This window comes from Rhodococcus sp. AZ1 (genome assembly GCF_054979605.1).
Map to the genome: position 1 here is coordinate 306,448 of NZ_JBUEQF010000004.1, position 25,736 is coordinate 332,183.

Here is a 25,736-nt window from a genome sequence, read left to right on the forward strand (position 1 = left end):
CTGATCAGAGAGAAGGACACCATGACCGCATCGAGTACCAGACCGGGAATCATCAGTGAGGAGCTGATCCTTCTCGACGCCGACCTCGGATCGAGCACCGAGTCGGTCATCGGCCGACTGGCCGACCTGCTCACCACCGCGGGGCGCGCAACCGACGCCACCCCTCTGCGCGACGCCGCCCTGGCCCGAGAGGCCCAGTCCGCGACAGGCCTGCCGGGCGGCATCGCCATCCCGCACTGCCGATCCGCCGCCGTCACCACCGCGTCCCTCGGATTCGCTCGACTCTCGCCCAAGGTCGACTTCGGTGCATCGGACGGCGACGCCGATCTGGTGTTCCTGATCGCCGCGCCCGAGGGCGCGGGCAGCGAACACATGAAGCTGCTGTCCTCGCTGGCACGCGCTCTGGTCAAGCCGGCCTTCGTCGCCTCGCTCCGCGACGCGTCGACCCCGTCGGAGGTGGTCGGCCTGGTCGAGGCCGTGCTGTCCCCCGGCGCCAAGGCAGCGGCACCGGCCACCGCCGACGCCGGGTCCGATACCGGGGCCGACGCCTCGTCCGGTACCCCGCAGCACATCGTCGCGGTCACCGCATGCCCGACCGGCATCGCGCACACGTACATGGCCGCCGATTCGCTGGTCGCCGCGGGCGAGCGGGCGGGGGTCACCGTGCACGTCGAGACCCAGGGATCGAGCGGGTCCACCCCGCTGTCTGCGGACCTGATCGCGGGCGCGTCCGCGGTCATCTTCGCCACCGACGTCGGAGTCAAGGGCAAGGAGCGATTCGCGGGCAAACCGGTCATCGAATCCGGTGTCAAGCGCGCCATCAACGAACCCGACGTGATGGTCACCGAGGCGATGCGCGCCGCACTGGATCCGACCTCGCGGCGCGTGGCCGGATCCGCCTCCAGCGCAGCGTCGTCTGAGTCCACGAGCGGGCTCGGTTGGGGCACGCGTCTGCGCCAGATCCTGCTCACCGGCGTCAGCTACATGATCCCGTTCGTCGCTGCCGGTGGTCTGCTGATCGCGCTCGGCTTCGCCCTCGGTGGTTACGAGATCAAGGGTCTCGCCGAAGACGTCATGACCAACAACAGCCTGTCCAATCTGCCCGACGGCGGTCTGCGCATCTACCTCGGCGCGGTGCTGTTCCAACTCGGCGGCCTGGCGTTCGGCTTCCTGGTCCCGGCGCTGGCCGGGTACATCTCCTTCGCCATAGCCGACCGACCGGGTATCGCGCCCGGCTTCACCGCCGGTGCAGTCGCGGTCTTCGTCGGCGCCGGATTCATCGGTGGTCTGGTGGGCGGCATCATCGCCGGATTCGTGGCGCTGTGGATCAGCCGCTTCGCCGTCCCACCGTGGCTGCGCGGCCTGATGCCCGTCGTGATCATCCCGCTCGGAGCGACCCTGGTGGCCGGTGGCCTGATGTTCCTGGTTCTCGGTCGCCCGCTCGCCGCCATCACCTCCGGCCTGACCAACTTCCTCAACGGGCTCAACGGCTCGTCTGTGATCGTCCTGGGCATCATCCTGGGGCTGATGATGTGCTTCGACCTCGGCGGACCGGTCAACAAGGCTGCCTACGCCTTCGCCACCGCCGGTCTGAACGTCGACAACACCGCGTCGCTGCGGATCATGGCCGCCGTCATGGCCGCCGGCATGGTTCCACCGCTGGCGATGGCACTGTCGTCGCTGCTGCGTCCGCGTCTGTACAGCCCGGCCGAGCACGAGAACGGCAAGGCTGCCTGGCTTCTCGGTGCCGCCTTCATCTCCGAGGGCGCCATCCCGTTCGCGGCGACCGATCCTCTGCGGGTGATCCCGTCGATGATGGCGGGCGGTGCCGTGACCGGTGCGCTCATCATGTCGTTCGGCACCACGCTCAGCGCACCACACGGCGGTCTGCTGGTGTTCTTCGCCATGAACAACTTCTTCACCTTCGTCATCGCCCTCGCTGCCGGCGTGGTGGTCTCGGCCGTTGTGGTCACCGCGCTCAAGGAATTCGGTAAGAAGGATCAGGAACCGGCAACCGCGGCGCACCGCGCGACCGTCGCCGCCTGACCGATCGCACCTGCAGGAGCCAACCCGCCAACACACAGGAGAGAACATGCCCAGCACCACCGTGACGGTCGGATCGGCTGTCGGACTGCACGCACGGCCTGCCGCGATCATCGCCGACGCCGTGGAGAAGTCCGGACACGACGTCACCCTCGAGGTCGTGGCAGGTGAGGAGGTCGACGCCGGTTCGGCGTTGATGATCATGACCCTCGGCGCCGAGAAGGGCACCGAGGTCACGATCACCAGCGACGATCAGGCAACGCTCGACGCCGTGGCGGCGCTGGTGGCGTCCGACCTCGACGCCACGTGACGCCGGGGGTTGAACCAGCGCGGTAGGGGGTTACCGCCGGAAGATTCTCATCGCCGCGACCGCGAGTCCCACGATCAGTGCGATCACGGCCGCGGCGATGAGCATCACCACGATCGGGTTCAGCGTCGACGCCGACCGAGGCGGTTGCGGCTCGGATGTGCGCTCGGCGAGCTGGGCGGCGCCTGCGACGACCTCGATGGACGGCAGTGCGGGTGTGGGCGTGAGACCCTCCTCGGATCCGAGCAGCAGGTCACCGGTTGTCTCGAAGGCCAGCGACTCGCCCTGCGGTTGGCCGGGAATCGGGATCACCACTGCCGGGGCGCGCATCAGCGCCGATGCCACATCGCGGTCCGGAACCGCGTACAGATAGAGATCGGTGTAGGTCCGCAGGGCCGCCACCCGCCCGTCGGCACTGATCGCGCCGCCGGTGAGCAGGATCGATCCCTCGATCAGGGGCGGCCCTCCGATGGTCGAGGTCTTGGTCACGGTCACCTCGCCGACCCGCTCGAGCGGCGCCGGACCGGGAGTCGGAAGCGTCTCCACGGCGTCGGGGGTGCGGTAGATCCCACTGCGCCCATCGGGCGACTTCGTCACGATCACGGCGGATCCGTCTGACTGCACGAGAAGGGTCTCGGCATCGTGCGGTCCGTCCGGGTAGCGCAGGCGGTGGATCTCCCCCGAACCAGTCGCCGGATCGACCCGCACGAGGGCAATCGTGTCGCGGCGGCGGTCGTTGTCGCCGATGTCGGCGAGCCAGAGATTGCCGCCGCGAGCAGCCAGGTCCTCGGTGTCGTAGGGGTCGACCGGGTTCGGGATCCACCCGAGCACCGCGCAGGTTCGCGGATCCATTCGCGCGATGCGCTCGTCGGAGCCGCTGTCGCCCACCCCGTACAGATCGTCGCCGAGAACAACGGTGCCGGACAGCTCGGTGAGACCGCGGTCGGTCGGGGTGCAGCGCACTCCGATCTCGGGCGTCTGCGCGAGCGCTGCCGAGGGACCGACCAGTGACGCTGCGAGCACCGCCGCGCTCGTCGCGACCGCCGAGATGGCTCGTCGAGCCACGTCAGGCGGTGTGCGCGTAGTCGAGCAGGACAGACGCCAGCGCGTGCGGAACCTTCGCCTCGATGTGGGTGCCGTCGGACTCGTGGGAGGAGCGCACGATCTTGCCGTCGGCATGGATGCGGGAGACGAGATCGCCGCGATCGTAGGGAAGCAGGACCGACACCGAGACCTCCGGTGGCGCCACCAACTCCACCAGACGTGCGCGCAGGGTGTCGATGCCCTCACCGGTGTGCGCGGAGACGAACACCGCGCCATCGAGCAGACCACGCAACTGCGTCAGCACCACGGGGTCCGCGGCGTCGATCTTGTTGACCACTACCAGTTCCGGCGGCGCCGCGGACTTCTGTTCGCGGAGAACGTCCACGATCACCTCGCGCACCGCCTTGATCTGCTCGGTGGGCAAGGGATCCGAGCCGTCGACCACGTGCACCAGCAGATCGGCGTCGGTGACCTCTTCGAGTGTGGAGCGGAACGCCTCGACGAGTTGTGTGGGCAGGTGACGAACGAAGCCGACCGTGTCGGTGAAGACGCATGCCCGCCCGTCGCCGAGATCACCTTTACGTGTGGTCGGGTCGAGGGTTGCGAACAACGCGTTCTGCACCAGAACACCGGATCCGGTGAGGGCGTTGAGCAGACTGGACTTACCGGCGTTGGTGTAGCCGACGATCGCGATGTTGGGGATGTCGCTGCGAAGTCGCTTGTCCCGTTTGGTGTCGCGGGCCGCCTTCATGCCCTTGATCTCGCGGCGGAGCTTGGCCATGCGTTCACGGATTCGGCGGCGGTCGGTCTCGATCTTCGTCTCACCAGGACCGCGCAGACCCACGCCGCCGTTGCTGCCGGCGCGGCCACCGGCCTGCCGGGACATCGACTCGCCCCAGCCGCGCAGGCGGGGAAGCATGTACTCCATCTGCGCCAGCGAGACCTGCGCCTTGCCCTCTCGGGACGACGCGTGCTGAGCGAAGATGTCCAGGATCAGAGCGGTCCGGTCGATCACCTTGACCTTGACGATCTTCTCCAGGGCGGTGAGCTGAGCCGGGGTGAGTTCACCGTCGCAGATCACCGTGTCCGCGCCGGTGGCCAGCACGATCTCCCGCAATTGCGTGGCCTTGCCGGAGCCGATGTAGGTGGAGGCATCGGGGCGATCGCGACGCTGCACCACACCCTCGAGCACCTCGGAGCCCGCGGTTTCCGCCAGAGCGGCGAGTTCGACCATGCTGGCGTCGGCCTGCGCCGCGGTGCCGGTGGTCCACACACCCACCAGTACCACCCGCTCGAGGCGCAGCTGGCGGTACTCGACCTCGGTGACGTCGGTCAGTTCCGTGGACAACCCGACGACGCGTCGCAGCGCACTGCGGTCGTCGAGTTGGAGTTCGCCGGTGGTCGGCGCCTCGGGGCCTTCGAGGCTCCAGTGCGGCGTGTCCGGCTTGTCGTCGTCGATTCGGAGATCGACACCATGTGTTTTTGTCATACGCCAGTCATGATCCACGAAAACTCGACCGGGCGCACCGGGATTTCATCGGCGCCGGTCCTCACTGCGGCAGGCGAGCCCACCACTGATCCGACAGCGAGCCCGACGCCACCAGCACCGAGGGCCCACGCAGGTGTGCGTGAGCTGCCTCGATCGACACCTCGACCTCGCCGCCGGGCACTCGGACGCGCACGGTCCCGTTCTCACGATCATCGAAACGCAGTGCCGCAACCGCGGCCGCCACCGTGCCGGTGCCGCAGGACCGTGTCTCCCCCACCCCTCTCTCGTGCACGCGCATCGCCACGGCACCGGCGACCGGCGCGGACACCAACTCGATGTTCACCCCGTTCGGGAAGACGCTCGTATCGAACGTGGGGGCAACCGTGAGATCGAGGGCAGCGAGCGTCGGGGCCGTCAGCTCCGCGCTGACGCAGGCCAGGTGCGGATTACCCACGTCGACGGCCACACCGTCGAACCGCGCTCCCGCGACATCGGTCGTCGACTCCCCGATGATCCGGGCCGGTCCCATCGCGACGGTGACGTCGGCATCGAGCGCATCGGAGCGATGCACGATCACCGGCCGTGCCCCGGCCCGCGAACCGACCACGAACTCGGAGCGGGATTCGAGGCCCGCGGCGTGCAGATAGTGGGCGAACACCCGCACACCGTTCCCGCACATCTCGGCGATGCTCCCATCGCCGTTGCGGTAGTCCATGAACCAGTCGTCGGCGTCCACCCCGGCGGGTCGGTGGTCGAGGACCCCGCGCTCGATCAGAACGCCCGTACGCGCGACACGCAGCACTCCATCGGCACCGAGCCCCCGCCGGCGATCGCACAGCGCGGCGACGCGAGCCGGGCGCAGCTCGGCGTGCGCCGAGAGATCGTGCAGGATCACGAAGTCGTTCTCGGTGCCGTGGCCCTTCGCGAACTCCACACCGACCACCTCCTGCCGCCGTACTGTCCTGAAATCCTAGCGGCCGGCACCGAGGCGGCCGACACCGCGAGCGCGCTGGCGGGCCACCTCGTACAGGCACACCGCTCCGGCCGACGGCGCACCGAGCGAGCTGGCCAAGCCGCCGATCGGGATGGAGACCACCTCGTCGCACGCCGCGCGCCACCCGGCGCTCATCCCCCGCGTCTCGTTTCCGACGATCAGCACTGTCGGGCCGGTGAGGTCACAGTCGAACAGGGCACGGTCCCCGGTCTCGTCGGTGCCCACGATTCGAGCGTCGATACCTGTTGCCCGCCAGCGTGAGACGGCCGCCACCACATCGGCGCTCCCGGCGACCTGCATGACCGGTACGGCGAACACCGACCCTGTCGATGCCCGCACGCTCTGCGGATCGACGGGATCGGCGCCGTGCCCGGCCACCACCACCGCGCTCGCACCGAACGCGTCGGCCGATCGGACCAGCGTGCCGAGGTTGCCCGGCGACGACGGACGGTCCAGCACGACGACCACCGCGTCGGCGGTCGGTGGCGTCCACACGGACAGATCCTGCGGGCGGGTGCGAGCGATCAGCACGATCTCCGGCGGCGCGTCCACCTTCTCACCGAGTTCGCCCATCAACTCCGCGGACACACCGACCGTCGGAACCGGCGCCGAGTCGACGAGCTCACGGGCCCACGCAGACAGCGGTGACTCCTGCAGGCGATACAGGACGGTCTCGAGCGGCCACCCGCTCGCGATCGCGAGGGAAATCGGCCGAACCCCCTGCACGACGAACAGCCCTGCCCGAGTGCGTTTGCCACGATTGGTCAGGTACGACTGCCACTGTTGGAAGCGGGCATTGCGCGTGGTCACGCGCGGTCCGGTCATCGGGCACCTCCGGCGCCGGGGGCAGCTGCGGCGCCGGGCGCGATGAGGGTGTTCAGTGCCTGGTCGAGAAGGTCGGTTCGCGCACCGTCGAGCCAGACGATGCGCCGATCCCGGCCGAACCACGAGCGTTGTCGACGCACGTAGCGGCGCGTGGAGACGAGGGTGCTCTCGCGGGCGTCGTCGAGGGTGCAGCCGCCGCCGAGGTGGTCGAGCACACTCGCGTAGCCGATCGCGCGAGAGGCGGTGACCCCGTTCCGTAACCCGCGACCGACCAGCGCCCGAACCTCGTCGACGAACCCTGCCGCGAACATCGACGCGGTGCGGCGCTCGATGCGCGCATCGAGGTCGGCGGTGTCGCGATCCACCCCCAGAATCCTTGTGCCCCACCGTGGCTCACCGATGGTCGGCGCGGACGCCGCGAAGGGCCGCCCGGTGATCTCGACCACCTCGAGTGCCCGCACGATACGTCGGCCGTCCGTGGGCAGAATCGACGCCGCCGCCGCGGGATCGGCGAGGGCCAGCGCTCGGTGAACGGCGCCCACACCCTCGTCGGCCAACACGGACTCCCAGCGTGCGCGCACCGCGGGGTCGGTTGCGGGAAAGGACCACCCGTCGATCAACGACTGCACGTACATCATCGATCCCCCGACGATCACCGGTGTTCGACCACGGCCGAGGATCGCCTCCACCACCGCGACCGCGGCATTCTGATACGCCGCCACGGTGGCGGTCTCGGTGACCTCCAGAATGTCGAAGAGGTGGTGCGGGAGCCCGCGGCGCCGCTCCACCGGAGTCTTCGCGGTACCGATGTCCATTCCCCGGTACTGCTGCATCGCGTCGATGTTGACGATCTCACCATCGCATCGTTCGGCCAGATCGAGGGCGAGCTCGGACTTTCCGGTCGCCGTCGGACCCACCACCGCGATCGGAACGATGCTCACGCCGGCGCGCTCGCCCGCCATGTCCCGACCGTGTAGCTCACACCGAACGGGGCACCCCGATAGAGCACCTCCGCCGTCGTCCGCGGGGCCTCGGGAACATCGAACACCCCGGCCAGGACCTGCCACGGCGCACGACCATCCACTACGAAACCCTCGCAGTCGACGGGTGTCAGCGCGAGCAGGGACTGCACATCCGCGGCGGCGAGCGCGGAGTCGATGGCCGCCTGGTACTCGGGCGCTCCGTCCCGGAACGCGCCGGGAGCCTTGTCGGTCATCGCGGCGCTGCCATCGGCCACCACGAGGAGCCCGACCGGGCCGTCGGCGTCGCCCTGCAGCTCGTCGGCGAGCAAGCGCCCGAGTTCACGGCAGCGTTCGGGACTCGAATCGGCGGGAACGGCCCGGAACTCGATGGTCGGCGACGTGCTCACCCGGCCGCGCAACCACCCTGCGGTCAGTGCAGCGAGGGGCATGTCCGCCTCGGCGACCTTCCCGCCGACACCCGGTCCTCCCAGGTCGACGGCCACGTCGACGCCGAAGCCGCGGTACGTGCCACGAGCAGCGGCCGGGACCGAACGCGAGCCGGTCCCCAGCGCGATCCACCGGTGCGCGTACCCGGCAAGTTCACCGGCAACACGCACCGCGGCAGCGCGCAGATCGGCCGTCTCGTCTGCGGCGGCACCCGCCAGTTCGGGGACCAACAGCGGCGGTGAGGGCACGAAAGCGGCGAACAAGGGCACCCGTCGAATCTAGCCGAGCCCGCTCACGTGCTGGTCAATGCCGCACCGACGCGGGCCAAGCCTGTTTCAATGGACCGAGCGCCCGACCGTCCAGGAACCGGGCCTACGGAGACCGGCAGCCGTGCCGCGCGGCAGAGACGAGGAACCATGACCGACGTGAGTGCTCGACACCCGGACCCCACTCCCGGGCCCCGCCCCGGCCCCAGACCGGGTCCGCGTCCGGGTCCGCGTCCGAGCTCGTCGACCGCCTCCGCCACCGGGCCCACCACGCCCACCCCGGCCGTGGCCCTGCCGCCCGCCTCGGATCCGTCGAAGTTCGGCCGCGTGGACGACGAGGGGAACGCCTGGGTCTTCACCGCCGACGGTGAGCGGCACGTGGGGTCGTGGCAGGCCGGGGACGCGGCGCAGGGCCTGGCGCACTTCGGCCGCCGGTACGACGATCTCGCCACCGAGGTCGCCCTGCTGGAGGCTCGACTGGCATCGGGCTCCGGCGACGTGCGGAAGACGCGCGCGAGTGCGTCGGCTCTGGCCGAGCAGCTGGCCACCGCGGCCGTCATCGGCGACATCGACGCACTCGCGGCCAGGCTCGAGTCCATCGTCAGCAGTTCCGACGAGGTTGCCGCAGCGCGCCGCGAGCAGAAGGATGCCGAACGCGCCAGGGGAACCGCACGCAAGGAGGCACTGGCCGCGGAGGCCGAGAAGATCGGGGCGGAATCGACCCAGTGGAAGCTCGCCGGAGATCGATTGCGCGAGATCCTCGACGAGTGGAAGACGATTCGGGGTGTCGACCGCAAGGTCGACGACGCGCTGTGGAAGCGCTTCTCGAAAGCTCGTGAGGCGTTCAATCGCCGACGTGGGGCGCATTTCGCCGACCTCGACCGCGAGCGGGGCGCTGCGAAGGCGAAGAAGGAGGAGTTGGTCGAGCGCGCCGAAGCCCTGTCCGGGTCCACCGAGTGGAACGAGACCGCGGCTACCTTCCGCAACCTGCTCGCAGAGTGGAAGGGTGCCGGACGCGCACCCCGAGACGCAGACGATGCCCTGTGGAACCGCTTCAAGGCTGCTCAGGACGTGTTCTTCGCCGCCCGCAACGCCGCAGCCTCGGAGCAGAACGCCGAACTCGAGACCAACGCCACACGCAAGGAGGAGCTGCTCGCCGCCACCGTGATCGACCCGGCGGCCGGGCTGGACACCGCCCGGGCTGCGCTACGCGCACTGCAGGATCAGTGGGACGCGATCGGCAAGGTTCCCCGCGAGCGGATGCACGACCTCGAGGGCAAGCTCCGAGCGCTGGAGAAGAAGGTGCGCGACGCGGCCGATTCCGAGTGGCGCCGGACCGACCCCGAGGCCGTGGCCCGTGCAGCGCAGTTCCGCGAGCGCGTGGCTGCCTTCGAGGAGCAGGCCGCCAAGGCGGACGCGGCCGGACGCGCGAAGGATGCGCAGAAGGCCCGCGCGCAGGCCGCTCAGTGGCGCGAATGGGCCGAAGCCGCCGAGGGCGCGATCAGCTGAACTCCGCTCGGACCTACTCGAAGACCGCCGGTCCGCGATCGGTGCGAAGTTCCGCCTCGGCGGTGGCGAGGCGGCGCTGTTCGGCAGCCTCGAGCTGGGCGGAGGTGCGCTTCCACACCGACCGCGCCCAGTGGAAGGCGATGACGAGCACCGCGAGCCACCCGATGATCAGGCCCACCCCCGGGCCTGCGGCAGGCGAGGCGATCGGCTGGGTCTGGCGCGTCCAGATGGCAAGCATGCCCAGGACGACGCTGACCAGCGAGCCGTAGAGGGCGATGCCCGCCAGCGCCCAGCGCTGAGTTGCCAGCGCCAGACCGGAGAAGCCGACGGGGAAGATCAGAGCGAACCAGACGAACAGGCGGGACGGGAGCGCAATCTTCTCGGCGATCGCGTCCGAGTCACCGGCGAGTACGTCCCACCCGTTGGCGATGCCGGCGTGCGGCAGCGCGAAGGAACCGAGGAGCACCATCACTCCGACGGCCACCACCACTGCCCGGATCCCCGGATCGATGGCCACCGCGGCGGCCTTCTCCCGCGTCTCGGTCTCCTCGAGCCGAGCGAGAGCCTGGTCCTTCTCGTGCGTCGACTTCTCATCGCTCACAGTGCAACTCCTGTCGTCGTACAGCCGGCCATCGCGGTGTCGTCGTCGGTGGACGCGGGAGCACCGATGCCGGGAATACCGAGTCCGACGCCGACCGGCGCGGTTCGGGGCATGTCGGCAGCCTCCGCGCGATCACCTGCCCGCGTTCGTCGGTGGGCGATCAACGGACCGTCGGCGAGCAGGTGGTACGGCGACGAGCCGGTGATGACGGTGGTGACGATGTCGCCGGGGCGCACCGCCGCCGATCCCGGTCGGAAGTGCACCAGGCGTCCTTCGCGAGTGCGACCACCGAGGCGCTCATGAGTGGCGTGCTTGCGTCCGCTGTGCGCCGACACCAGGATCTCCACCTCGTCACCGATCAGAGCGGCGTGGTCCTCGACCTGGATCTGCTCCTGCAGGGCGATCAGTTCCTCGTACCGGCGCCGAACGACGTCCTTGGGGACCTGATCAGCGAACTCCGCGGCCGGGGTGCCCGGTCGCATGGAGTACTGGAAGGTGTAGGCGCCCGAGAACCGCACACGGCGAACGACATCGAGAGTGTCCCGGAAGTCCTCCTCGGTCTCGCCGGGGAAGCCCACGATGATGTCGGTGGTGATCGCCGCACCCGGGATCGCCGCGCGCACGCGGTCGACGATGCCGAGAAACCTCTCCCGACGGTACGAGCGGCGCATCGCGCGCAGAACCCGATCCGAACCGGACTGCAGCGGCATGTGCAGAGTCGGACACACCGACGGAGTCGACGCCATGGCGTCGATGACGTCGTCGGTGAACTCGGCCGGGTGCGGGGAGGTGAAGCGGATCCGTTCGAGCCCGTCGATCTCGCCGCAGGCCCGCAGCAAGGAGGCGAAGGCACCGCGATCGCGTGGACGAGCAGGGTCGGCGAACGATGCGCCGTAGGCGTTGACGTTCTGCCCCAGCAGGGTGATCTCGAGAACGCCCTCGTCGACCAGCGCGCGCACCTCCGCGAGGATGTCCTCGGCCGGGCGGTCGACCTCCTTGCCGCGCAGCGACGGCACGATGCAGAACGTGCAGGTGTTGTTGCAGCCGACCGAGATCGACACCCACGCCGACGACGCCGAATCCCGGTGGGCGGGCAACGTGGACGGGAACGCCTCGAGTGCCTCGACGATCTCGATCTCGGCACGACGGTTGTGACGCGCTCGGTCCAACAGCGCCGGGAGAGAGCCGATGTTGTGGGTGCCGAACACCACGTCGACCCACGGCGCCCGCTCGAGGACGGTGTCGCGATCCTTCTGGGCGAGGCAACCGCCGACCGCGATCTGCATGTCCGGGTTCTCGGTCTTGCTGGGCCGAAGTTGCCCGAGGTTGCCGTAGAGCTTGTTGTCGGCGTTCTCCCGCACGGCGCAGGTGTTGAACACCACCAGATCGGCCGGCCCGTCGTCATCGGCGCGCACGTATCCCGCCTCGTCGAGGAGCCCGGAGATTCGTTCGGAATCGTGGACGTTCATCTGGCACCCGTAGGTGCGCACACGGTACGTCCGAGGCCGTTCGAACGCGCCCTGTTCGGCCCGAACGTCGGCAGCGGAGGTCATGGATTCGAGTCTACGTCCCTCGATTCCACGTCCCTGAATGTGCGAGGCCGTTCTCGTCGCCCGCCACGGGACGAGGCCCAACGGTAAAGTTTCCATTACATAACGACCGGAGTAGGTCCAAACCGGGCGATCGGGGTGGAACATACGAATAGGGTCGCCTTCATGACCGCCCCCGAGAGCCGACCCATGATCTCGATGTCCGGTGTCGAGAAGCACTTCGGCGAGTTGCATGTGCTGCGTGACATCAACCTCACGATCCCCGCCGGGCAGGTCGTGATCGTGGTGGGTCCGTCGGGCTCGGGTAAGTCCACTCTGTGCCGCACCATCAACAGGCTCGAGCCCATCGACGAGGGCGTCATCACCGTGGACGGCCAGTCCCTGCCGTCGGAAGGTAAAGCGCTGGCCGCACTGCGGGCCGACGTCGGGATGGTCTTCCAGTCGTTCAATCTCTTCGCCCACAAGACGATTCTCGAGAACGTCACCCTCGCACCCATCCGCGTCCGCAAGGTCCCCAAGGGCGAAGCGCAGACGCGGGCGCGAGCACTGCTCGAACGTGTCGGCATCGCCAACCAGGCCGACAAGTACCCCGCTCAACTCTCCGGTGGCCAGCAACAGCGCGTGGCGATCGCGCGCGCGTTGGCCATGCAGCCGAAGGTGATGCTCTTCGACGAGCCGACCTCCGCCCTCGACCCCGAGATGGTCAACGAGGTGCTCGACGTCATGACCTCCCTCGCCAAGGAGGGCATGACCATGGTTGTTGTCACCCACGAGATGGGTTTCGCCCGTAAGGCAGGCGACCGGGTTCTGTTCATGGCCGACGGGTCCATCGTCGAGGACAGCACACCCGAATCGTTCTTCACCGCCCCGAAATCCGATCGCGCCAAGGACTTCCTGGGCAAGATCCTCAGCCACTGACCGCGCGCCGTTCAGTGACCGCTCGCCCATCATCCGCCCTCACCATGGAGGAACAATCATGAAGATCACCCGGACCGTCCGACTGGGCGCGCTCGCCCTGGCCGTCGCTTTCGCCGCGACTGCCTGTGGTGGGGACGAGGCCAAGAGCGCATCGGACAGCGCCGCGAGCGGCAAGCTCACCATCGGCATCAAGTTCGACCAGCCGGGTCTGGGGCAGCGCAACCCCGACGGGTCGTTCAGCGGCTTCGACGTCGAGGTTGCCAAGTACGTCGCGGACAAGTTGGGGGTCAAGCCCGACGGGATCACCTTCAAGGAGTCGCCGTCCGCACAGCGCGAGACGCTCATCGAGAACGGTGAGGTGGACTTCGTGGTGGCCACCTACTCGATCACCGACGCCCGCAAGCAGAAGGTCGACTTCGCCGGCCCGTACTTCATCGCCGGTCAGTCGCTGCTGGTGAAGGCCGACAACACCGACATCACCGGACCGGAGTCGCTCAACGGCGGCAAGAAGCTCTGCTCGGTCACCGGATCGACCCCGGCCCAGAAGGTCAAGGACACCTACGCCAAGGATGTCCAGCTGCAGACCTTCGACACCTACTCCGCCTGCGTCGATGCTCTGCGCAACGGCACCATCGACGCCGTCACCACCGACGACATCATCCTCGCCGGTTACGCGGCGCAGTTCCCCGGTCAGCTGAAGATCGTGGGGAGCCCGTTCTCCACCGAGCGGTATGGGATCGGCCTGAAGAAGGGCGACACCGCGACGAGGACCAAGATCAACGACGCCATCGAGTCGATGATCAACGACGGCACATGGAAGGCGAAGTTCGAGGCCACGGTGGGCCCGTCGGGCTACGCCCTGCCCGCACCGCCCACCGTCGATCGCTACTGAGTTACGTACCGGTTCCGATCGCCGAGGAGCGCGTGAGATGAACATCCTGTCCGAATACGACAGCCAGTTGGTGCAGGCCTTCTGGATGACGATCAAACTCACGTTCTTCTCGGCGATCGGGTCGCTGGTGATCGGCACGGTCCTCGCGGCGATGCGTGTCTCGCCCGTGCCGATCGCTCGCTGGATCGGCGCCGGCTACGTGACGATCTTCCGGAACACGCCGTTGACGCTGGTGATCATCTTCGCCTCGTTCGGCCTCTACCAAACGCTCGGTGTCGCGCTGGCGTCGGAGAGCTCACCGACCTTCCTCGTGGACAACAACATTCGACTTGCCGTGCTGGGCCTGTCGGTCTACACAGCGGCGTTCGTCTGCGAATCCATTCGCTCGGGCATCAACACAGTCAACGTCGGTCAAGCCGAAGCGGGGCGCTCACTCGGTCTGACGTTCTCCCAGAACCTGCGCATCATCGTTCTGCCACAGGCGTTCCGGTCCATCGTGGCCCCGCTGGGAAGCGTACTGATCGCCCTCACCAAGAACACCACGGTGGCGGCTGTGATCGGTGTCGCCGAAGCGTCGCTGCTGATGAAGGAGATGATCGAGAACGAGGCCGCCATCTTCGTGATCGGCGGGATCTTCGCCCTCGGCTTCGTGCTTCTGACCCTGCCGACCGGACTGCTGTTCGGCTACATCAGCAAGCGACTGGAGGTGGCGCGGTGAGCGCCGGAAGTGTTCTCTACGACGCGCCCGGGCCCCGGGCGCGGGCGCGCAACACCGCACTGTCCGTGCTGGTGGGTATCGCGGCGGTGGGCATCGGGTGGCTGATCTACCGGGGCCTGGCCGACAAGAATCAGCTCACGGCCGAGAAATGGAAGCCGTTCCTGCAGGCCGACACCTGGACCACGTACCTGCTGCCCGGCATCAAGGGAACGGTGGTTGCCGCCGCGGCATCGATCGTGCTGGCCCTGATCCTCGGCGCCGCACTGGGTATCGCTCGACTGTCGGACCATCGCCCGGTCCGGCTGATCGCAGGTGTGATCGTCGAGGTGTTCCGCGCCGTTCCGGTGCTCATCCTCATGATCTTTACCTACCAGTTGTTCGCCGAGTACAAGGTGTTCAAGTCCAGCTACCTGGCGCTGGCCGCAGTGATCACCGGTCTGACCCTGTACAACGGCTCGGTGATCGCGGAGATCGTCCGTGCGGGAATCAAGTCACTGCCCGCAGGCCAAACCGAGGCCGCCAAGGCCCTCGGGATGCGCAAGGGCCAGATGATGGTTCTGGTCCTGCTCCCCCAGGCAGTCTCCGTGATGATGCCCTCGATCGTGGCTCAGATGGTGGTTGCGCTCAAGGATTCCGCCCTGGGATACCTGATCGGCTATGTCGAGGTTGTCCGCAGCGGACAGCAGGTAGGCGCGTTCTACAGCAACTACCTGCCGTCCCTGATCATCGTCGCGGTGATCATGATCGTGCTGAACTCGCTGTTGAGCCAGCTGGCCACCCGTCTGGAGAAGCGCCTACGACGCAGCCGCAAGACAACCCCGGTTGTGGCCGCCGGATCCGCAACGGCGCCAACGGCGTAGCTGCTCTGAACGGCCGAGTGGCGATACGGCCGCGCGATCAGTTCGAGCCGAGGTCGTCGACATCGGTGCCGAACTTGTCGAGTTCCGCGTGGACGACACCGAAGGCCATGCCCTGAGAGAAGCCGCGTCGCGCCAGCATCGACACGAGTGAGCGCACCACCTTGTCCCGCTCGGAACGGTCTGCGCCGACAAGATCCCGGCTGCGGGCCATCGTGCGCATTCTCTTCTCCACCAACTGCGCTGCTCGCTCGCGCTCGTCCTCCGGATCGATGGTGTCGAGGGCGATCGCAGCAACCTCGGGACTGATTCCCTTGTTGCGCAGTTCCTGTGCGAGCGCGCGCTTCCCACGACCGGAGTGACGGTGGCGCGAGGTCACCCACTGGTGCGCGAACTCCGCATCGTCGACCAGCTTGATGGCCGCGAGACGATTGATCACCGTGGAGATCACCGTGGGCTCGAATCCTCGCTCGGTGAGCTTTGTTTCGAGTTCCATGCGGCTGCGCGCGCGGTCGGTGAGCAGCCGCAGACAAATTTCCTTTGCCTGCGCCTCCGTGCCACCGACAGCTCGCTCGGCAGAACCGCGCCGGTACCCCACCGTGTCCGGGGATACCGGCGCGGATGTCTCGCGGGCCACGCTCAGAATTCCACCGATGCGGGCGCGGGTGCCTCGTCGGACGCACGGACGTCCGGACCGATACCCAGCTTCTCCTTGATCTTCTTCTCGATCTCGTCGCGAATGTCGGTGTTCTCGAGCAGGAACTTGCGCGCGTTCTCCTTGCCCTGACCGAGCTGGTCGCCTTCGTAGGTGAACCAGGAGCCGGACTTTCGAACGAAACCGTGCTCGACACCCATGTCGATGAGCGATCCCTCCTTGCTGATACCGCGACCGTAGAGAATGTCGAACTCGGCCTGCTTGAACGGCGGCGAGACCTTGTTCTTGACCACCTTCACCCGGGTGCGGTTGCCGACCGCGTCGGTGCCGTCCTTGAGCGTCTCGATGCGGCGAATGTCCAGACGCACCGAGGCGTAGAACTTCAATGCCTTACCGCCGGTGGTGGTCTCGGGCGAACCGAACATCACACCGATCTTCTCGCGCAGCTGATTGATGAAGATCACCGTGGTTCCCGAGTTGCTCATCGCACCGGTGATCTTGCGCAGCGCCTGACTCATCAGGCGGGCCTGGAGCCCGACGTGACTGTCGCCCATCTCGCCCTCGATCTCCGCGCGCGGAACGAGGGCTGCCACCGAGTCGACCACCAGGATGTCGAGAGCACCCGATCGAATCAGCATGTCCGCGATCTCGAGCGCCTGCTCGCCGGTGTCGGGCTGCGAGACCAGCAGGGCGTCGGTGTCGACGCCGAGCTTGGCCGCGTAGTCCGGATCGAGCGCGTGCTCGGCATCGATGAACGCTGCCACACCACCGTTGGCCTGGGCATTGGCCACCGCGTGCAGCGCCACCGTTGTCTTCCCGGAGGACTCCGGACCGTAGATCTCGATCACGCGACCGCGCGGAAGACCGCCGATACCGAGCGCGACGTCCAGGGCGATGGATCCGGTGGGGATCACGGCAATGGGGGCACGAGCCTCGTCGCCGAGCCGCATCACCGAGCCCTTACCGAAGTTCTTGTCGATCTGGGCGAGCGCGAGATCGAGCGCCTTGTCCCGGTCGAATGCTGCTGCCGCCATGAGATGTCTCCTTCGAGGTGGTGTGGTCCAGCGATCTTGTCGACACGGTAGAGGCGGGCACCGACAACAACGGCGAACCGGGATTGCGACCGCGTTCGAAACACCAGCATAGGGGAACACCTGTTCGATTACGGTGTGCGACACGCCGCGCATTCGCGACGTCACCACGGCGCGGATCGCGGCGTCACCACCGCGAGGATCGCGGCGTCACCACCGGGAGGTGGGAACGTCGAACTCCGCACACAGCGCGCGCCACACCTCACGGGGATCGACACCGTCCTCGATCGCCTGCGCACCGGTGCGTCCGCCCAGCGTGAGGAGTACGTGGTCGGCGAGCATCGCATCGGCTCGCACACGTCCGAACTCGGTTTCCATACGCTCCGCGAAATCGGTCAGTCGCACCACATCACCGTATCGTCAACGCGGGCGAGCACACTGCTCACACTGCTCCGGCCAGCACGCCGACGAGCAGATCGACCGGATCGACCACACGACGAGCGGTACGCGCAGCAGCGGCCGCCGCGCTGCCGAACGCCGGTTCGGCGAGCACGTGTCGCACCGCCCCGCCGATGGTCTCGGCCGAGACGGGCCGCACCACCAGACCGCATCCCAGACGCACGACTCGGTTGGCCAGTTCCCACTGGTCGCCCTCGCCCGGAACGGTGACGACGGGCACGCCCGCGCACAGGGTCTTCGCCAGCATCCCGTGTCCGGCTCCGCACACCACCACGTCGGCCTGGTCGAGCAGCGCATCCTGGCGCGCCAGACCAGCACGTACCCAGGACGGCAGGCCCGGCGGTGGTGCGTCGAGCATGGTCGCCACCACCCGCACACCGGCACCGTCGAGACCGGCGATCGTGGCCTCGAGCATGCCGATCGCGCCGGTGCGCGCGGTGGAGGGCGCCACCACGACGACCGGACCGTCTCCTGGAGGTAGCTCGATCTCGCGTGTCGTCGGCTCCCACACCAGCGGGCCGACGACGCGCGCCGTGGCGGGCCAGTCCGCACGCGGAGGCTCGAGCGCCGGAATGGTGGCAACCATGGTGGCGGCGGGCCCCGGAGAACGGACCGGGAGGCCGATCTCGGCGCGTGCCCGGCGACGATGTTCGCGCCCGAGCCGTAGCGAACGAGCGGTGAGCCCGCGGAGCACCGCGTCACGCACTGCGCCGCGCAGACCCACCCCTGGCGCCATCCCCGATCCGATCGGTGGCAACGAGCGCGACGCGTGGTATAGCGGATGCGGTGACAGCTCCACCCACGGAATCCCCAGCCGTTCGGCAGCGAGGCCCCCACACGCGGTCAGCACGTCGCCCACCACCACGTCGGTGTCGTCGGCGAGGTCGTCGGCCAGCAGCGTGGACATGTACGCCGCCCGGGCGTGGATGCGTCGGCCGATGTCGAGGTCGTCGTCCTCCGGCCGGGGCTCTAGGCCGCGTAGAACCACCGCATCGATCCCAGCCGCGCGAGCCCGGCCGAGCCAGCCGGAACCCGTGTGCAGCGTGGGCCGATGCCCGGCGGCACCGAGGCGAAGCGAGAGAGCGATCGCAGGAATGACATGTCCGGGATCGGGCCCGGACACCACCGCAACCCTCACGGCATGGAGGGCGTGCGGGTGTGGTTCACCCGGCCGAGCCGGCCTGCGGGGCCTCGGGAGCCGCCGGCTCGGCGGGAGCTGTCAGGTTCTTCTGCGGGGCCGCGGGAGCACCGGGACCGATGGCCTCGCCGGCCATCGACGCGCGGATCTGCTCGAGGCGGCTGTGCCCGGCCATCTGCACGCTGGCCTGCTGAACCTCCATCATCCGACCCTGCACAGAGTTCTGTGCCAGCTCGGCGGAGCCGAGAGCGTTCGCGTACCGCGCTTCGATCTTCTCGCGCACCGCATCGAGGCTGGGTGTGTTGCCGGGTGCGGACAGCGTGCTGTCCATCGAGCGCAGCGACTCCGACACACGTTCCTGCATCTTCGCCTGCTCGAGCTGACTGAGCAGCTTCGTGCGCTCGGCGACCTTGGCCTGCAGTGCCATCGCGTTCTGCTCGACCGCCTTCTTTGCCTGAGTGGCGGCCTGGAGGGACTGATCGTGCAGCACCTTCAGGTCCTCGACACTCTGCTCGGCGGTGACGAGCTGCGCTGCGAACGCCTCTGCGGCATTGGTGTACTGCGTGGCCTTCTCGACATCACCCGCGGCGTTCGCCTGGTCTGCGAGCGTGACGGCCTGGCGCGCATTGGCGTTGAGCTTCTCGACCTCGTCCAGCTGGCGGCTGAGCTTCATCTCGAGCTGGCGCTGGTTCCCGATCACCGCAGCCGCCTGCTGCGAGAGCGCCTGATGCTGGCGCTGAGCGTCCTCGATGGCCTGCTGAATCTGAACCTGGGGGTCTGCCTTCTCGTCGATCTTCGAGTTGAACAGGGCCATCAGGTACTTCCAGCCCTTGACGAAAGGATTGGCCATTGGTTCGTCTCGCCTCCATGAATTCAGCCGCGCGGACCGCGGCACGAGCTACGTGTGCATGATTGCACGGGGGGACCACCGACGCGGGCCACCGATCGACTCGATACCGATCAAGCCCGACACCGACACGATACTTGTCAGGCGGCCGCGAGGGCACGGGGCGACGGAATCACCACGACGGTATCGCTCGCGATACCCGACGGGGTGGTTGCGGACGGGGTGGTCGGGGACGAGTTGGTCGCGGCGTCGGCCGTGTCCTGACCGGGAGCGGTGGACAGACTCGAGCTGACGTCGAAGAGGACCTCGGAGAGGGGTACGTCGAGGGCGTCGCAGATGGCGTTGAGCAACTCGCTCGAAGCCTCCTTCCTGCCGCGCTCGACCTCCGAGAGATATCCGAGGCTCACCCGCGCAGTGCTGGAAACCTCACGAAGTGTCCGACTCTGCGACACCCGGGTACGTCGCAGACTGTCGCCCAGTGCCTCACGCAAGAGCAAAGCCATCCGGCCCTCCTTCGTCCATGTCGGCCCGCGTCCCACGGCCGTAGTCCGCTTCGTCCTCGATGTGCTGCCGGATACCCGCATCCGTTCCTGCCGAACCCGGCTCACAGAACCAATCGTTCACAGGGACCAACGTCGACAGGAACCGAAATGGTTCCCACACCATCGATCGCACTCCGAAACACCGACATTAGTCGGACAGGGCGACAACGCGCGCCAGTACACGCACGAGAGCCTCCCGGACGGTTGCGGCCCGGACGGCCCAGCGATCGCCCGAGAGCGCGAGCTCGTCCGCCACCACCCCGTCGGGACCGGCGACGGCCACGAACACGGTGCCCACCGAATGACCGTCCTGCGGGTCGGGACCTGCCACGCCCGTCAGACCCACCCCCCACTGAGCCGAGCAGCGTTCGACGGCGCCACGCGCGAGGGCTATCGCTGTCGATTCCGCGACGGGTCCGTCGGCGTCGAGCACCTGCTGCGGGACACCGGCGAGGGTGGCCTTGCAGTCGGTGGCGTAGACGATCACGCCGCCGCGCAGCACGCGGCTGGCGCCGGGGACGCCGGCGATGGTCGCGGCCAGCAGTCCTGCGGTCAGGGATTCGGCGGTGGCGATCGTCTCGCCGCGACGCGCCAGGGCGGCGACCACCTCCCGGACCGGACCGAGCGAGGCGAGAGGGTCCGGCGCAGACCCGTCAGGTGTCGACGACACCGGGGATCCGGGTCCGCAGCGATCGTGCGACGTAGTCGATCCCGGTGGCCACGGTGAGGACTACGGCCGCCAGCATCAGGGCGGTGGCGACGGGAGCGAACTCCGCCGGCAGCGGGAGGATGTAGAGCCCGATCGCGATGGTCTGCACCAATGTCTTGAGCTTGCCGCCGCGATTGGCTGCGACGACACCGTGCCGGATCACGGCGAATCGCAGAACGGTCACCGCGATCTCGCGGGCGACGATGACTATGGTGATCCACCAGGCCAGATCGCCCAGCGCCGACAATCCGAACAGGGCAGCACCGATGAGTGCCTTGTCGGCGATGGGGTCGGCCAGTTTGCCGAAGTCGGTGACCAGCCCGTACTTGCGGGCGACGTACCCGTCGACCTGATCGGTGACGGCCGCGACGGCGAAGATGCCGAACGCGACCATGCGCCAACGCCCCTCGTGACCCCCCTCGGCGAAGAGAGCCACCAGGAACACCGGGACCAGCGCGGTACGCACGACGGTCAGGAAGTTCGCGACGTTGATCAGCGGGGCCTGGGGCCGAACACGTTCGGGGGAGGCGGCGGTACGCGGCCGGGCCGCGGTCCCCTCCACCTCACTCATCGAGCCACCCCGCGCACGGGGAGGCGGATTGCCGAACTGTGCACACGCACACAGTATCGGGTGCGCGGCGCACTACTGTTCACCCCATGACCGACGGGCAGGCCGATGTCGACACCACCGCCGTCACCGTGCGACGGGCCCGTACCTCCGACGTCGGTGAGATCAAGCGCCTGATCGACATCTACGCGGGTCGAATCCTGCTCGAGAAGAACCTGGTGACGCTGTACGAGGCGGTCCAGGAGTTCTGGGTGGCCGAGTTCGAGGGGCGAGTGGTGGGGTGCGGCGCCCTGCACGTGCTGTGGGCCGATCTCGGGGAGGTGCGCACGGTCGCGGTGGACCCCGTGGTGAAGGGTCGCGGGGTGGGCCGACAGGTGGTCGCCAGGCTGGTCGAGGTGGCCCGCGAGCTCGGCCTGACGCGGGTGTTCGTCCTGACCTTCGAGGTGGAGTTCTTCGCTCGGCACGGATTCGTGGAGATCGAGGGCACCCCGGTGACCGCGGAGGTCTACGCCGAGATGTGCCGCTCGTACGACACCGGCGTGGCCGAGTTCCTCGACCTGAGCTACGTCAAGCCGAACACCCTCGGCAATACTCGGATGCTGCTCGACCTCCGACGCTGAACCCGAACACGAACCCGCCCACGACCCCGATCACGACCCTGGAGAAACCCATGCCGCTGTTCGCCGTCCACTACGACTACACCGACGCCACCACCGAGGGCCGCGACACGCACCGTCCCGCGCACCGCGCGTGGCTCGCGGACCTCCTGGCTGCCGGAACGCTCGTCTCCTCGGGCCCCTACCCCGACGGATCGGGGGCGTTGATCCTGGTGACGGGCTCGGACCTGCAGTCGGTGACCGAGGTGTTCGCAGGCGATCCGTTCGCGCAGCACGGCCTGCTCGAGAGCTCGCGCATCGTGGAGTGGCAGCCGGTGATGGGCGCGTTGACCGACGCCTGAGCGGGCGACCGGTCAGAGGTCGTCGTCGCTGTCGCCGCCGCCGCCGCGGACAGACCACAGCAGTGAATCCAGCTCGTCGGGCTTGACCAGCACTTCCCGCGCCTTGGAGCCCTCGCTGGGGCCGACCACTCCCCTGGTCTCCATCAGGTCCATCAGTCGTCCTGCCTTGGCGAAACCGACCCGCAGCTTGCGCTGGAGCATCGACGTGGACCCGAACTGACTGCTGACCACCAGTTCGATGGCCTGGAGCAGCACGTCGAGATCGTCACCGATGTCGGCGTCGACGTCCTTCTTCTCGCCGGCCTTCGCCGCGGTGACACCCTCCTGATACTCGGGCTCGGCCTGGTTCTTGGCGAAGTCGACGACCGCCGCGATCTCCTCGTCGGTGATGAACGCACCCTGCAGTCGTACGGGCTTGCTCGCACCCATCGGCAGGAACAGTGCGTCACCCATTCCGATCAGCTTCTCCGCGCCGGGCTGGTCGAGGATGACGCGCGAATCGGTGAGCGAGGACGTCGCGAACGCCAGACGCGACGGCACGTTGGTCTTGATCAGACCCGTCACCACGTCCACCGACGGCCGCTGCGTGGCCAGGACGAGGTGGATCCCGGCCGCTCGCGCCTTCTGGGTGATCCGCACGATCGCCTCCTCGACGTCGCGCGGGGCGGTCATCATCAGGTCGGCGAGCTCGTCGACGATGGCCAGGATGTACGGGTAGGGCCGATACACCCGTTCGCTGCCCAGCGGTGCGGTGATCTCGCCCGAGCGCACCTTGCGGTTGAAGTCGTCGACATGGCGCACCTTGTTGACCTGCATGTCCTGGTAGCGCTGTTCCATCTCCTCCACCAGCCACGCCAGCGCCGCCGCAGCCTTCTTCGGCTGGGTGATGATGGGGGTGATCAGGTGCGGGATGCCCTCGTAGGGGGTCAGCTCCACCATCTTCGGGTCGATGAGGATCATGCGCACCTCGTCGGGGGTCGCGCGGGCCAGCAGGGAGACCAGCATCGAGTTCACGAAACTCGACTTGCCCGATCCGGTGGACCCCGCGACGAGCAGGTGCGGCATCTTCGAGAGGTTGGCGCTGACGAAGTGACCCTCGATGTCCTTGCCGAGCCCGATCACCAGCGGATGGTGGTCCTTGCGGGTGGACGGCGCGGTGAGAACGTCTGCGAGCCTGACCATTTCGCGATCGGAGTTCGGCACCTCGATACCGACCGCGGACTTGCCGGGGATGGGCGCGAGCAGCCGCACGTTCTCCGTGGCCACGGCGTAGGCGATGTTGCGGTGCAGCGCGGTGATCTTCTCCACCTTCACACCCGGCCCGAGTTCGACCTCGTAGCGGGTGACCGTCGGTCCGCGGGTGAATCCGGTGACGGCGGCATCGATCTTGAACTGTTCGAGCACCTCGGAGATGGCCTCGATCATCGTGTCGTTGGCCTGGCTGCGCGTCTTGGGAGGATCGCCCGCGATCAGCAGGGACAGTGACGGCAGCGTGTAGTCGCCCTCGGTGACCCGGTCGAGTTCCATTCGAGCGGCCTCGGATGCGCCGTCGACGGCAGCGGCGGGTCCGAGAACCTCGGTCACCGCCTCCGCGGCAGCGGTGGCCTTCGCCCGCCGGCGACGCGGCGCGGGCACGTACTCCTCGGCGGGCTCGGCGTCGGCAGCTGCGCTGGACTCGTCGAGCGGGTAGTTGTCGGCGGGCGTGCGTGCGCCGGGCCGATCGACCGGGTAACCGGACGCGTCGAACAGGGCCGGGTCGTAGTCCGCGCCCGCCGGATCCTGCGGATCGAGCCCGAACTGGTCTTCCGCGGAGTAGTCGCTGCCGAAGTAGTCGTCGCTGAAGTACTCGTCGGGGAAGGTGGACTGGTCGTCCGCGGAGCCGCGCAGTCGGCCGGTGCCGAACAGTGTGCGCAGCCGGGTCGGGATCTCGCGCACCGTGGTCCCGGTCAGCAGCAGGACGCCGAAGAGGATCGCCAACAGCAGCAGAGGAACGGCGAGCCACACCGTGACGCCGGTGCTCAGCGGGCCCCCGGCCACGTAGCCGACGAACCCGCCGCCCGTGGCCCGACCAGCCGAGTCGGCCGGGGACCCCGCCGCCAAGTGCAGCAGACCCAGCACGGGAACCCCGGTCAGAGCGGACCCCAGGATCAGCCGTGGACGCGACTGCGGCGCCGGTTCGGTGAGAACCAGCAGCACAGCGATCGCGACACCGAGTATCGGGATCAGGTGCGCTGCGGAGCCGACGACGGCGCGCACGCCGGTCTCGATCCATGCGCCCACCGGTCCCCCGGCGGAGAACCAGATCCCGGCGGCGAGAACCACGCTCGTAGAGAACAGCGCCAGCGCGATCCCGTCGCGGCGGTGGCCGTGCTCGATGTCGCCGGCGCGGCCCACCATGCGCGTCGCGGCGCCGAAGCCGCGGGCGGTCATCGACCACACCGAGGCGACGCCGGAGCCGACCGACTTCACCACCGAGCGCCGGTTCTTCTGCGCGGCCGGTGTCCGTGACCCCGCCGCTCGTGAACCGGATGCTCGTGAACCGGATGCTCGTGAACCGGACGTTCGCGTGGAAGTCGACCGGCTCGACCGCGCCGAGCCACCGCGAGCGGCCGTGGAGCGAGGCGTCGTCGGCTTCTTCGGCGTCGTCACGGTGCGCGCAGTCTTTCCGGCCATGGCAATCAGATTAGTCGCACCGGCCCCATCCGGACCATTCGCAACACACGCAACAGCCATGGCGGCGTGTCGACCGCGGCCGCGATCACACTCCGCGCGCGATTGCCCCCAGTGCCGCAATATCGGCGTCCGACCCCTCGAGGTCGAGATGGACCTCGTTGCGGCCGAACGCGTAGAGCACCAGGTCGGCGACGTCGCCGCGCAGGGTCACCGACGTGGCGCGGCCCCCACGCAGGACACGCCGTCGGCCGTCGGGAGTGGTTGCCACCACCCCGACCGGGCTCGATCGGAAACTGGCACGACCCACCGTCCCGAGCAGCGACCAGAGCGACCTCTCGTCGGCAGCACTGAACCGGCGGGCGGTCCAGCCCTCGCGCGCCCGGAGAACGTCCTCGTGGTGGACGAACATCTCGCCGAGGTTGACCATCGCGTCTAGGAGGTAGAACGGCGACCACCACGGTGGTCCCGACGCGAGGCGCTCGAGCATCGACGACCACGGTGCCCGCGCCGCCGCATCCTGCACCGACTCGGTGTGACCGGCCAGGAACGGCAGCACGATTCCGAGCGTCGCGTCGAGACGACGCTCGCGCACGAGCAGGTGCGCCGCCAGGTCCCTCGTGGTCCACGGGCTGCACAGCGTGGGCGCGTCCGGACCCAGCTGACGCATCGCCTCGACCAGGGCCCGTCGTTCTCGATGCGCGAAGCTCATGGCCCAACGCTACCGCTCGACCGGT

27 protein-coding genes are annotated in these 25,736 nt (G+C 68.3%); 9 read left to right on the top strand and 18 right to left on the bottom strand.

What is annotated here, in order from left to right:
- Positions 1-21 precede the first annotated feature (21 nt).
- On the top strand, positions 22-2,046 hold the full coding sequence (locus ACY48E_RS07490; RefSeq protein WP_462871494.1) for a PTS fructose transporter subunit IIABC: 2,025 nt from the start codon (positions 22-24) through the stop codon (positions 2,044-2,046).
- A gap of 46 nt (positions 2,047-2,092) precedes the next feature.
- On the top strand, positions 2,093-2,353 hold the full coding sequence (locus ACY48E_RS07495) for an HPr family phosphocarrier protein (protein WP_462871495.1): 261 nt from the start codon (positions 2,093-2,095) through the stop codon (positions 2,351-2,353).
- 30 nt (positions 2,354-2,383) lie between these two features.
- On the opposite strand, the gene ACY48E_RS07500 is transcribed toward ACY48E_RS07495, so the two are convergent.
- The 6 genes from ACY48E_RS07500 to ACY48E_RS07525 form a co-directional block, all read right to left on the bottom strand.
- Positions 2,384-3,415, bottom strand: coding sequence for an NHL repeat-containing protein (locus ACY48E_RS07500; protein ID WP_462871496.1), 1,032 nt, complete (start codon positions 3,413-3,415; stop codon positions 2,384-2,386).
- Position 3,416: 1 nt separating this feature from the next.
- Positions 3,417-4,883 carry a GTPase HflX gene (gene hflX, locus ACY48E_RS07505; RefSeq protein WP_462871497.1) on the bottom strand — a complete coding sequence of 489 codons (1,467 nt, stop codon included), beginning with the start codon at positions 4,881-4,883 and terminating at the stop codon, positions 3,417-3,419.
- A 61-nt stretch (positions 4,884-4,944) separates the two neighbouring features.
- Positions 4,945-5,817, bottom strand: a complete 873-nt coding sequence (gene dapF, locus ACY48E_RS07510) for a diaminopimelate epimerase (protein WP_462871498.1) — start codon at positions 5,815-5,817, stop codon at positions 4,945-4,947.
- A 36-nt stretch (positions 5,818-5,853) separates the two neighbouring features.
- Positions 5,854-6,702, bottom strand: a complete 849-nt coding sequence (locus tag ACY48E_RS07515; RefSeq protein WP_462871499.1) for a TrmH family RNA methyltransferase — start codon at positions 6,700-6,702, stop codon at positions 5,854-5,856.
- Entirely contained in the window at positions 6,699-7,664 is a 966-nt protein-coding gene (gene miaA / locus ACY48E_RS07520) for a tRNA (adenosine(37)-N6)-dimethylallyltransferase MiaA (RefSeq protein WP_462871500.1), read from the bottom strand. The genes ACY48E_RS07515 and miaA overlap by 4 nt, the downstream gene beginning before the upstream one ends.
- Positions 7,640-8,380 carry a class III extradiol ring-cleavage dioxygenase family protein gene (locus tag ACY48E_RS07525; protein WP_462871501.1) on the bottom strand — a complete coding sequence of 247 codons (741 nt, stop codon included), beginning with the start codon at positions 8,378-8,380 and terminating at the stop codon, positions 7,640-7,642. The genes miaA and ACY48E_RS07525 overlap by 25 nt, the downstream gene beginning before the upstream one ends.
- A gap of 147 nt (positions 8,381-8,527) precedes the next feature.
- Here ACY48E_RS07525 and ACY48E_RS07530 point away from each other — a divergent pair, with 147 nt between their 5' ends.
- Entirely contained in the window at positions 8,528-9,886 is a 1,359-nt protein-coding gene (locus ACY48E_RS07530; protein WP_462871502.1) for a DUF349 domain-containing protein, read from the top strand.
- 13 nt (positions 9,887-9,899) lie between these two features.
- Here the strand turns inward: ACY48E_RS07530 and ACY48E_RS07535 are convergent, their stop codons facing one another.
- A complete protein-coding gene (locus ACY48E_RS07535; RefSeq protein WP_462871503.1) occupies positions 9,900-10,487 on the bottom strand; it encodes an Rv2732c family membrane protein in 588 nt (195 codons plus the stop codon).
- Positions 10,484-12,040, bottom strand: a complete 1,557-nt coding sequence (gene miaB, locus ACY48E_RS07540) for a tRNA (N6-isopentenyl adenosine(37)-C2)-methylthiotransferase MiaB (RefSeq protein ID WP_462871504.1) — start codon at positions 12,038-12,040, stop codon at positions 10,484-10,486. The genes ACY48E_RS07535 and miaB overlap by 4 nt, the downstream gene beginning before the upstream one ends.
- A 186-nt stretch (positions 12,041-12,226) precedes the next feature.
- On the opposite strand from miaB, the gene gluA reads away from it, so the two are divergent.
- The 4 genes from gluA to ACY48E_RS07560 are packed head-to-tail and all read left to right on the top strand — an operon-like array spanning position 12,227 to position 15,425.
- Positions 12,227-12,955 (top strand): glutamate ABC transporter ATP-binding protein GluA, encoded by a 729-nt coding sequence (gene gluA, locus ACY48E_RS07545; RefSeq protein WP_462871548.1) that lies wholly within the window; start codon positions 12,227-12,229, stop codon positions 12,953-12,955.
- A 58-nt stretch (positions 12,956-13,013) separates the two neighbouring features.
- Positions 13,014-13,847, top strand: coding sequence for a glutamate ABC transporter substrate-binding protein (locus ACY48E_RS07550; protein ID WP_462871505.1), 834 nt, complete (start codon positions 13,014-13,016; stop codon positions 13,845-13,847).
- Positions 13,848-13,884: 37 nt separating this feature from the next.
- Positions 13,885-14,565, top strand: a complete 681-nt coding sequence (locus ACY48E_RS07555) for an amino acid ABC transporter permease (RefSeq protein ID WP_462871506.1) — start codon at positions 13,885-13,887, stop codon at positions 14,563-14,565.
- Positions 14,562-15,425, top strand: coding sequence for an amino acid ABC transporter permease (locus tag ACY48E_RS07560; RefSeq protein WP_462871507.1), 864 nt, complete (start codon positions 14,562-14,564; stop codon positions 15,423-15,425). Before ACY48E_RS07555 ends, ACY48E_RS07560 begins: the two co-directional genes overlap by 4 nt.
- A gap of 37 nt (positions 15,426-15,462) precedes the next feature.
- On the opposite strand, the gene ACY48E_RS07565 is transcribed toward ACY48E_RS07560, so the two are convergent.
- The 8 genes from ACY48E_RS07565 to pgsA form a co-directional block, all read right to left on the bottom strand.
- The gene (locus ACY48E_RS07565) at positions 15,463-16,020 is read right to left on the bottom strand and encodes a regulatory protein RecX (RefSeq protein ID WP_462871549.1); all 558 of its coding nucleotides are present in this window, start codon (positions 16,018-16,020) and stop codon (positions 15,463-15,465) included.
- A gap of 41 nt (positions 16,021-16,061) precedes the next feature.
- Positions 16,062-17,111: a recombinase RecA gene (gene recA / locus ACY48E_RS07570; RefSeq protein WP_462871508.1), complete on the bottom strand. Its 1,050-nt coding sequence runs from the start codon at positions 17,109-17,111 to the stop codon at positions 16,062-16,064.
- Positions 17,112-17,318: 207 nt separating this feature from the next.
- Entirely contained in the window at positions 17,319-17,513 is a 195-nt protein-coding gene (locus tag ACY48E_RS07575) for a DUF3046 domain-containing protein (RefSeq protein ID WP_462871509.1), read from the bottom strand.
- A 37-nt stretch (positions 17,514-17,550) separates the two neighbouring features.
- Complete coding sequence (locus ACY48E_RS07580) at positions 17,551-18,705, bottom strand: glycosyltransferase (protein WP_462871510.1); 1,155 nt, start codon at positions 18,703-18,705, stop codon at positions 17,551-17,553.
- Positions 18,706-18,730: 25 nt separating this feature from the next.
- Positions 18,731-19,555, bottom strand: a complete 825-nt coding sequence (locus tag ACY48E_RS07585; RefSeq protein WP_462871511.1) for a PspA/IM30 family protein — start codon at positions 19,553-19,555, stop codon at positions 18,731-18,733.
- Between the two features lie 137 nt (positions 19,556-19,692).
- Entirely contained in the window at positions 19,693-20,055 is a 363-nt protein-coding gene (locus ACY48E_RS07590) for a helix-turn-helix domain-containing protein (RefSeq protein ID WP_462871512.1), read from the bottom strand.
- 187 nt (positions 20,056-20,242) lie between these two features.
- Positions 20,243-20,764: a CinA family protein gene (locus tag ACY48E_RS07595; RefSeq protein WP_462871513.1), complete on the bottom strand. Its 522-nt coding sequence runs from the start codon at positions 20,762-20,764 to the stop codon at positions 20,243-20,245.
- The gene (gene pgsA / locus ACY48E_RS07600) at positions 20,748-21,374 is read right to left on the bottom strand and encodes a CDP-diacylglycerol--glycerol-3-phosphate 3-phosphatidyltransferase (RefSeq protein WP_462871514.1); all 627 of its coding nucleotides are present in this window, start codon (positions 21,372-21,374) and stop codon (positions 20,748-20,750) included. Before pgsA ends, ACY48E_RS07595 begins: the two co-directional genes overlap by 17 nt.
- An 86-nt stretch (positions 21,375-21,460) precedes the next feature.
- Here pgsA and ACY48E_RS07605 point away from each other — a divergent pair, with 86 nt between their 5' ends.
- Together ACY48E_RS07605 and ACY48E_RS07610 are read left to right on the top strand one after the other, a co-directional pair.
- Positions 21,461-21,991: an amino-acid N-acetyltransferase gene (locus ACY48E_RS07605; RefSeq protein ID WP_462871515.1), complete on the top strand. Its 531-nt coding sequence runs from the start codon at positions 21,461-21,463 to the stop codon at positions 21,989-21,991.
- Between the two features lie 50 nt (positions 21,992-22,041).
- Positions 22,042-22,329 (top strand): YciI family protein, encoded by a 288-nt coding sequence (locus ACY48E_RS07610; RefSeq protein ID WP_462871516.1) that lies wholly within the window; start codon positions 22,042-22,044, stop codon positions 22,327-22,329.
- Between the two features lie 12 nt (positions 22,330-22,341).
- Here ACY48E_RS07610 and ACY48E_RS07615 read toward each other — a convergent pair whose 3' ends face one another.
- Positions 22,342-25,002 (bottom strand): FtsK/SpoIIIE family DNA translocase, encoded by a 2,661-nt coding sequence (locus tag ACY48E_RS07615; RefSeq protein ID WP_462871517.1) that lies wholly within the window; start codon positions 25,000-25,002, stop codon positions 22,342-22,344.
- Positions 25,003-25,087: 85 nt separating this feature from the next.
- The gene (locus tag ACY48E_RS07620) at positions 25,088-25,711 is read right to left on the bottom strand and encodes a TIGR03085 family metal-binding protein (RefSeq protein WP_462871518.1); all 624 of its coding nucleotides are present in this window, start codon (positions 25,709-25,711) and stop codon (positions 25,088-25,090) included.
- Positions 25,712-25,736: the final 25 nt, after the last annotated feature.

What these genes read in the sequence shown, in the direction of transcription:
- miaB (WP_462871504.1), bottom strand. Translation starts at nt 12,040, where the DNA reads ATGACCTCCGCTGCCGACGTTCGGGCCGAACAGGGCGCGTTCGAACGG.
- recA (WP_462871508.1), bottom strand. Translation starts at nt 17,111, where the DNA reads ATGGCGGCAGCAGCATTCGACCGGGACAAGGCGCTCGATCTCGCGCTC.
- ACY48E_RS07615 (WP_462871517.1), bottom strand. Translation starts at nt 25,002, where the DNA reads ATGGCCGGAAAGACTGCGCGCACCGTGACGACGCCGAAGAAGCCGACG.
- gluA (WP_462871548.1), top strand. Translation starts at nt 12,227, where the DNA reads ATGATCTCGATGTCCGGTGTCGAGAAGCACTTCGGCGAGTTGCATGTG.
- ACY48E_RS07530 (WP_462871502.1), top strand. Translation starts at nt 8,528, where the DNA reads ATGACCGACGTGAGTGCTCGACACCCGGACCCCACTCCCGGGCCCCGC.
- ACY48E_RS07610 (WP_462871516.1), top strand. Translation starts at nt 22,042, where the DNA reads ATGCCGCTGTTCGCCGTCCACTACGACTACACCGACGCCACCACCGAG.
- ACY48E_RS07605 (WP_462871515.1), top strand. Translation starts at nt 21,461, where the DNA reads ATGACCGACGGGCAGGCCGATGTCGACACCACCGCCGTCACCGTGCGA.
- ACY48E_RS07550 (WP_462871505.1), top strand. Translation starts at nt 13,014, where the DNA reads ATGAAGATCACCCGGACCGTCCGACTGGGCGCGCTCGCCCTGGCCGTC.
- ACY48E_RS07515 (WP_462871499.1), bottom strand. Translation starts at nt 6,702, where the DNA reads ATGACCGGACCGCGCGTGACCACGCGCAATGCCCGCTTCCAACAGTGG.
- ACY48E_RS07620 (WP_462871518.1), bottom strand. Translation starts at nt 25,711, where the DNA reads ATGAGCTTCGCGCATCGAGAACGACGGGCCCTGGTCGAGGCGATGCGT.
- ACY48E_RS07585 (WP_462871511.1), bottom strand. Translation starts at nt 19,555, where the DNA reads ATGGCCAATCCTTTCGTCAAGGGCTGGAAGTACCTGATGGCCCTGTTC.
- ACY48E_RS07555 (WP_462871506.1), top strand. Translation starts at nt 13,885, where the DNA reads ATGAACATCCTGTCCGAATACGACAGCCAGTTGGTGCAGGCCTTCTGG.
- pgsA (WP_462871514.1), bottom strand. Translation starts at nt 21,374, where the DNA reads ATGAGTGAGGTGGAGGGGACCGCGGCCCGGCCGCGTACCGCCGCCTCC.
- miaA (WP_462871500.1), bottom strand. Translation starts at nt 7,664, where the DNA reads ATGGCGGGCGAGCGCGCCGGCGTGAGCATCGTTCCGATCGCGGTGGTG.
- ACY48E_RS07490 (WP_462871494.1), top strand. Translation starts at nt 22, where the DNA reads ATGACCGCATCGAGTACCAGACCGGGAATCATCAGTGAGGAGCTGATC.
- hflX (WP_462871497.1), bottom strand. Translation starts at nt 4,883, where the DNA reads ATGACAAAAACACATGGTGTCGATCTCCGAATCGACGACGACAAGCCG.
- ACY48E_RS07590 (WP_462871512.1), bottom strand. Translation starts at nt 20,055, where the DNA reads ATGGCTTTGCTCTTGCGTGAGGCACTGGGCGACAGTCTGCGACGTACC.
- ACY48E_RS07495 (WP_462871495.1), top strand. Translation starts at nt 2,093, where the DNA reads ATGCCCAGCACCACCGTGACGGTCGGATCGGCTGTCGGACTGCACGCA.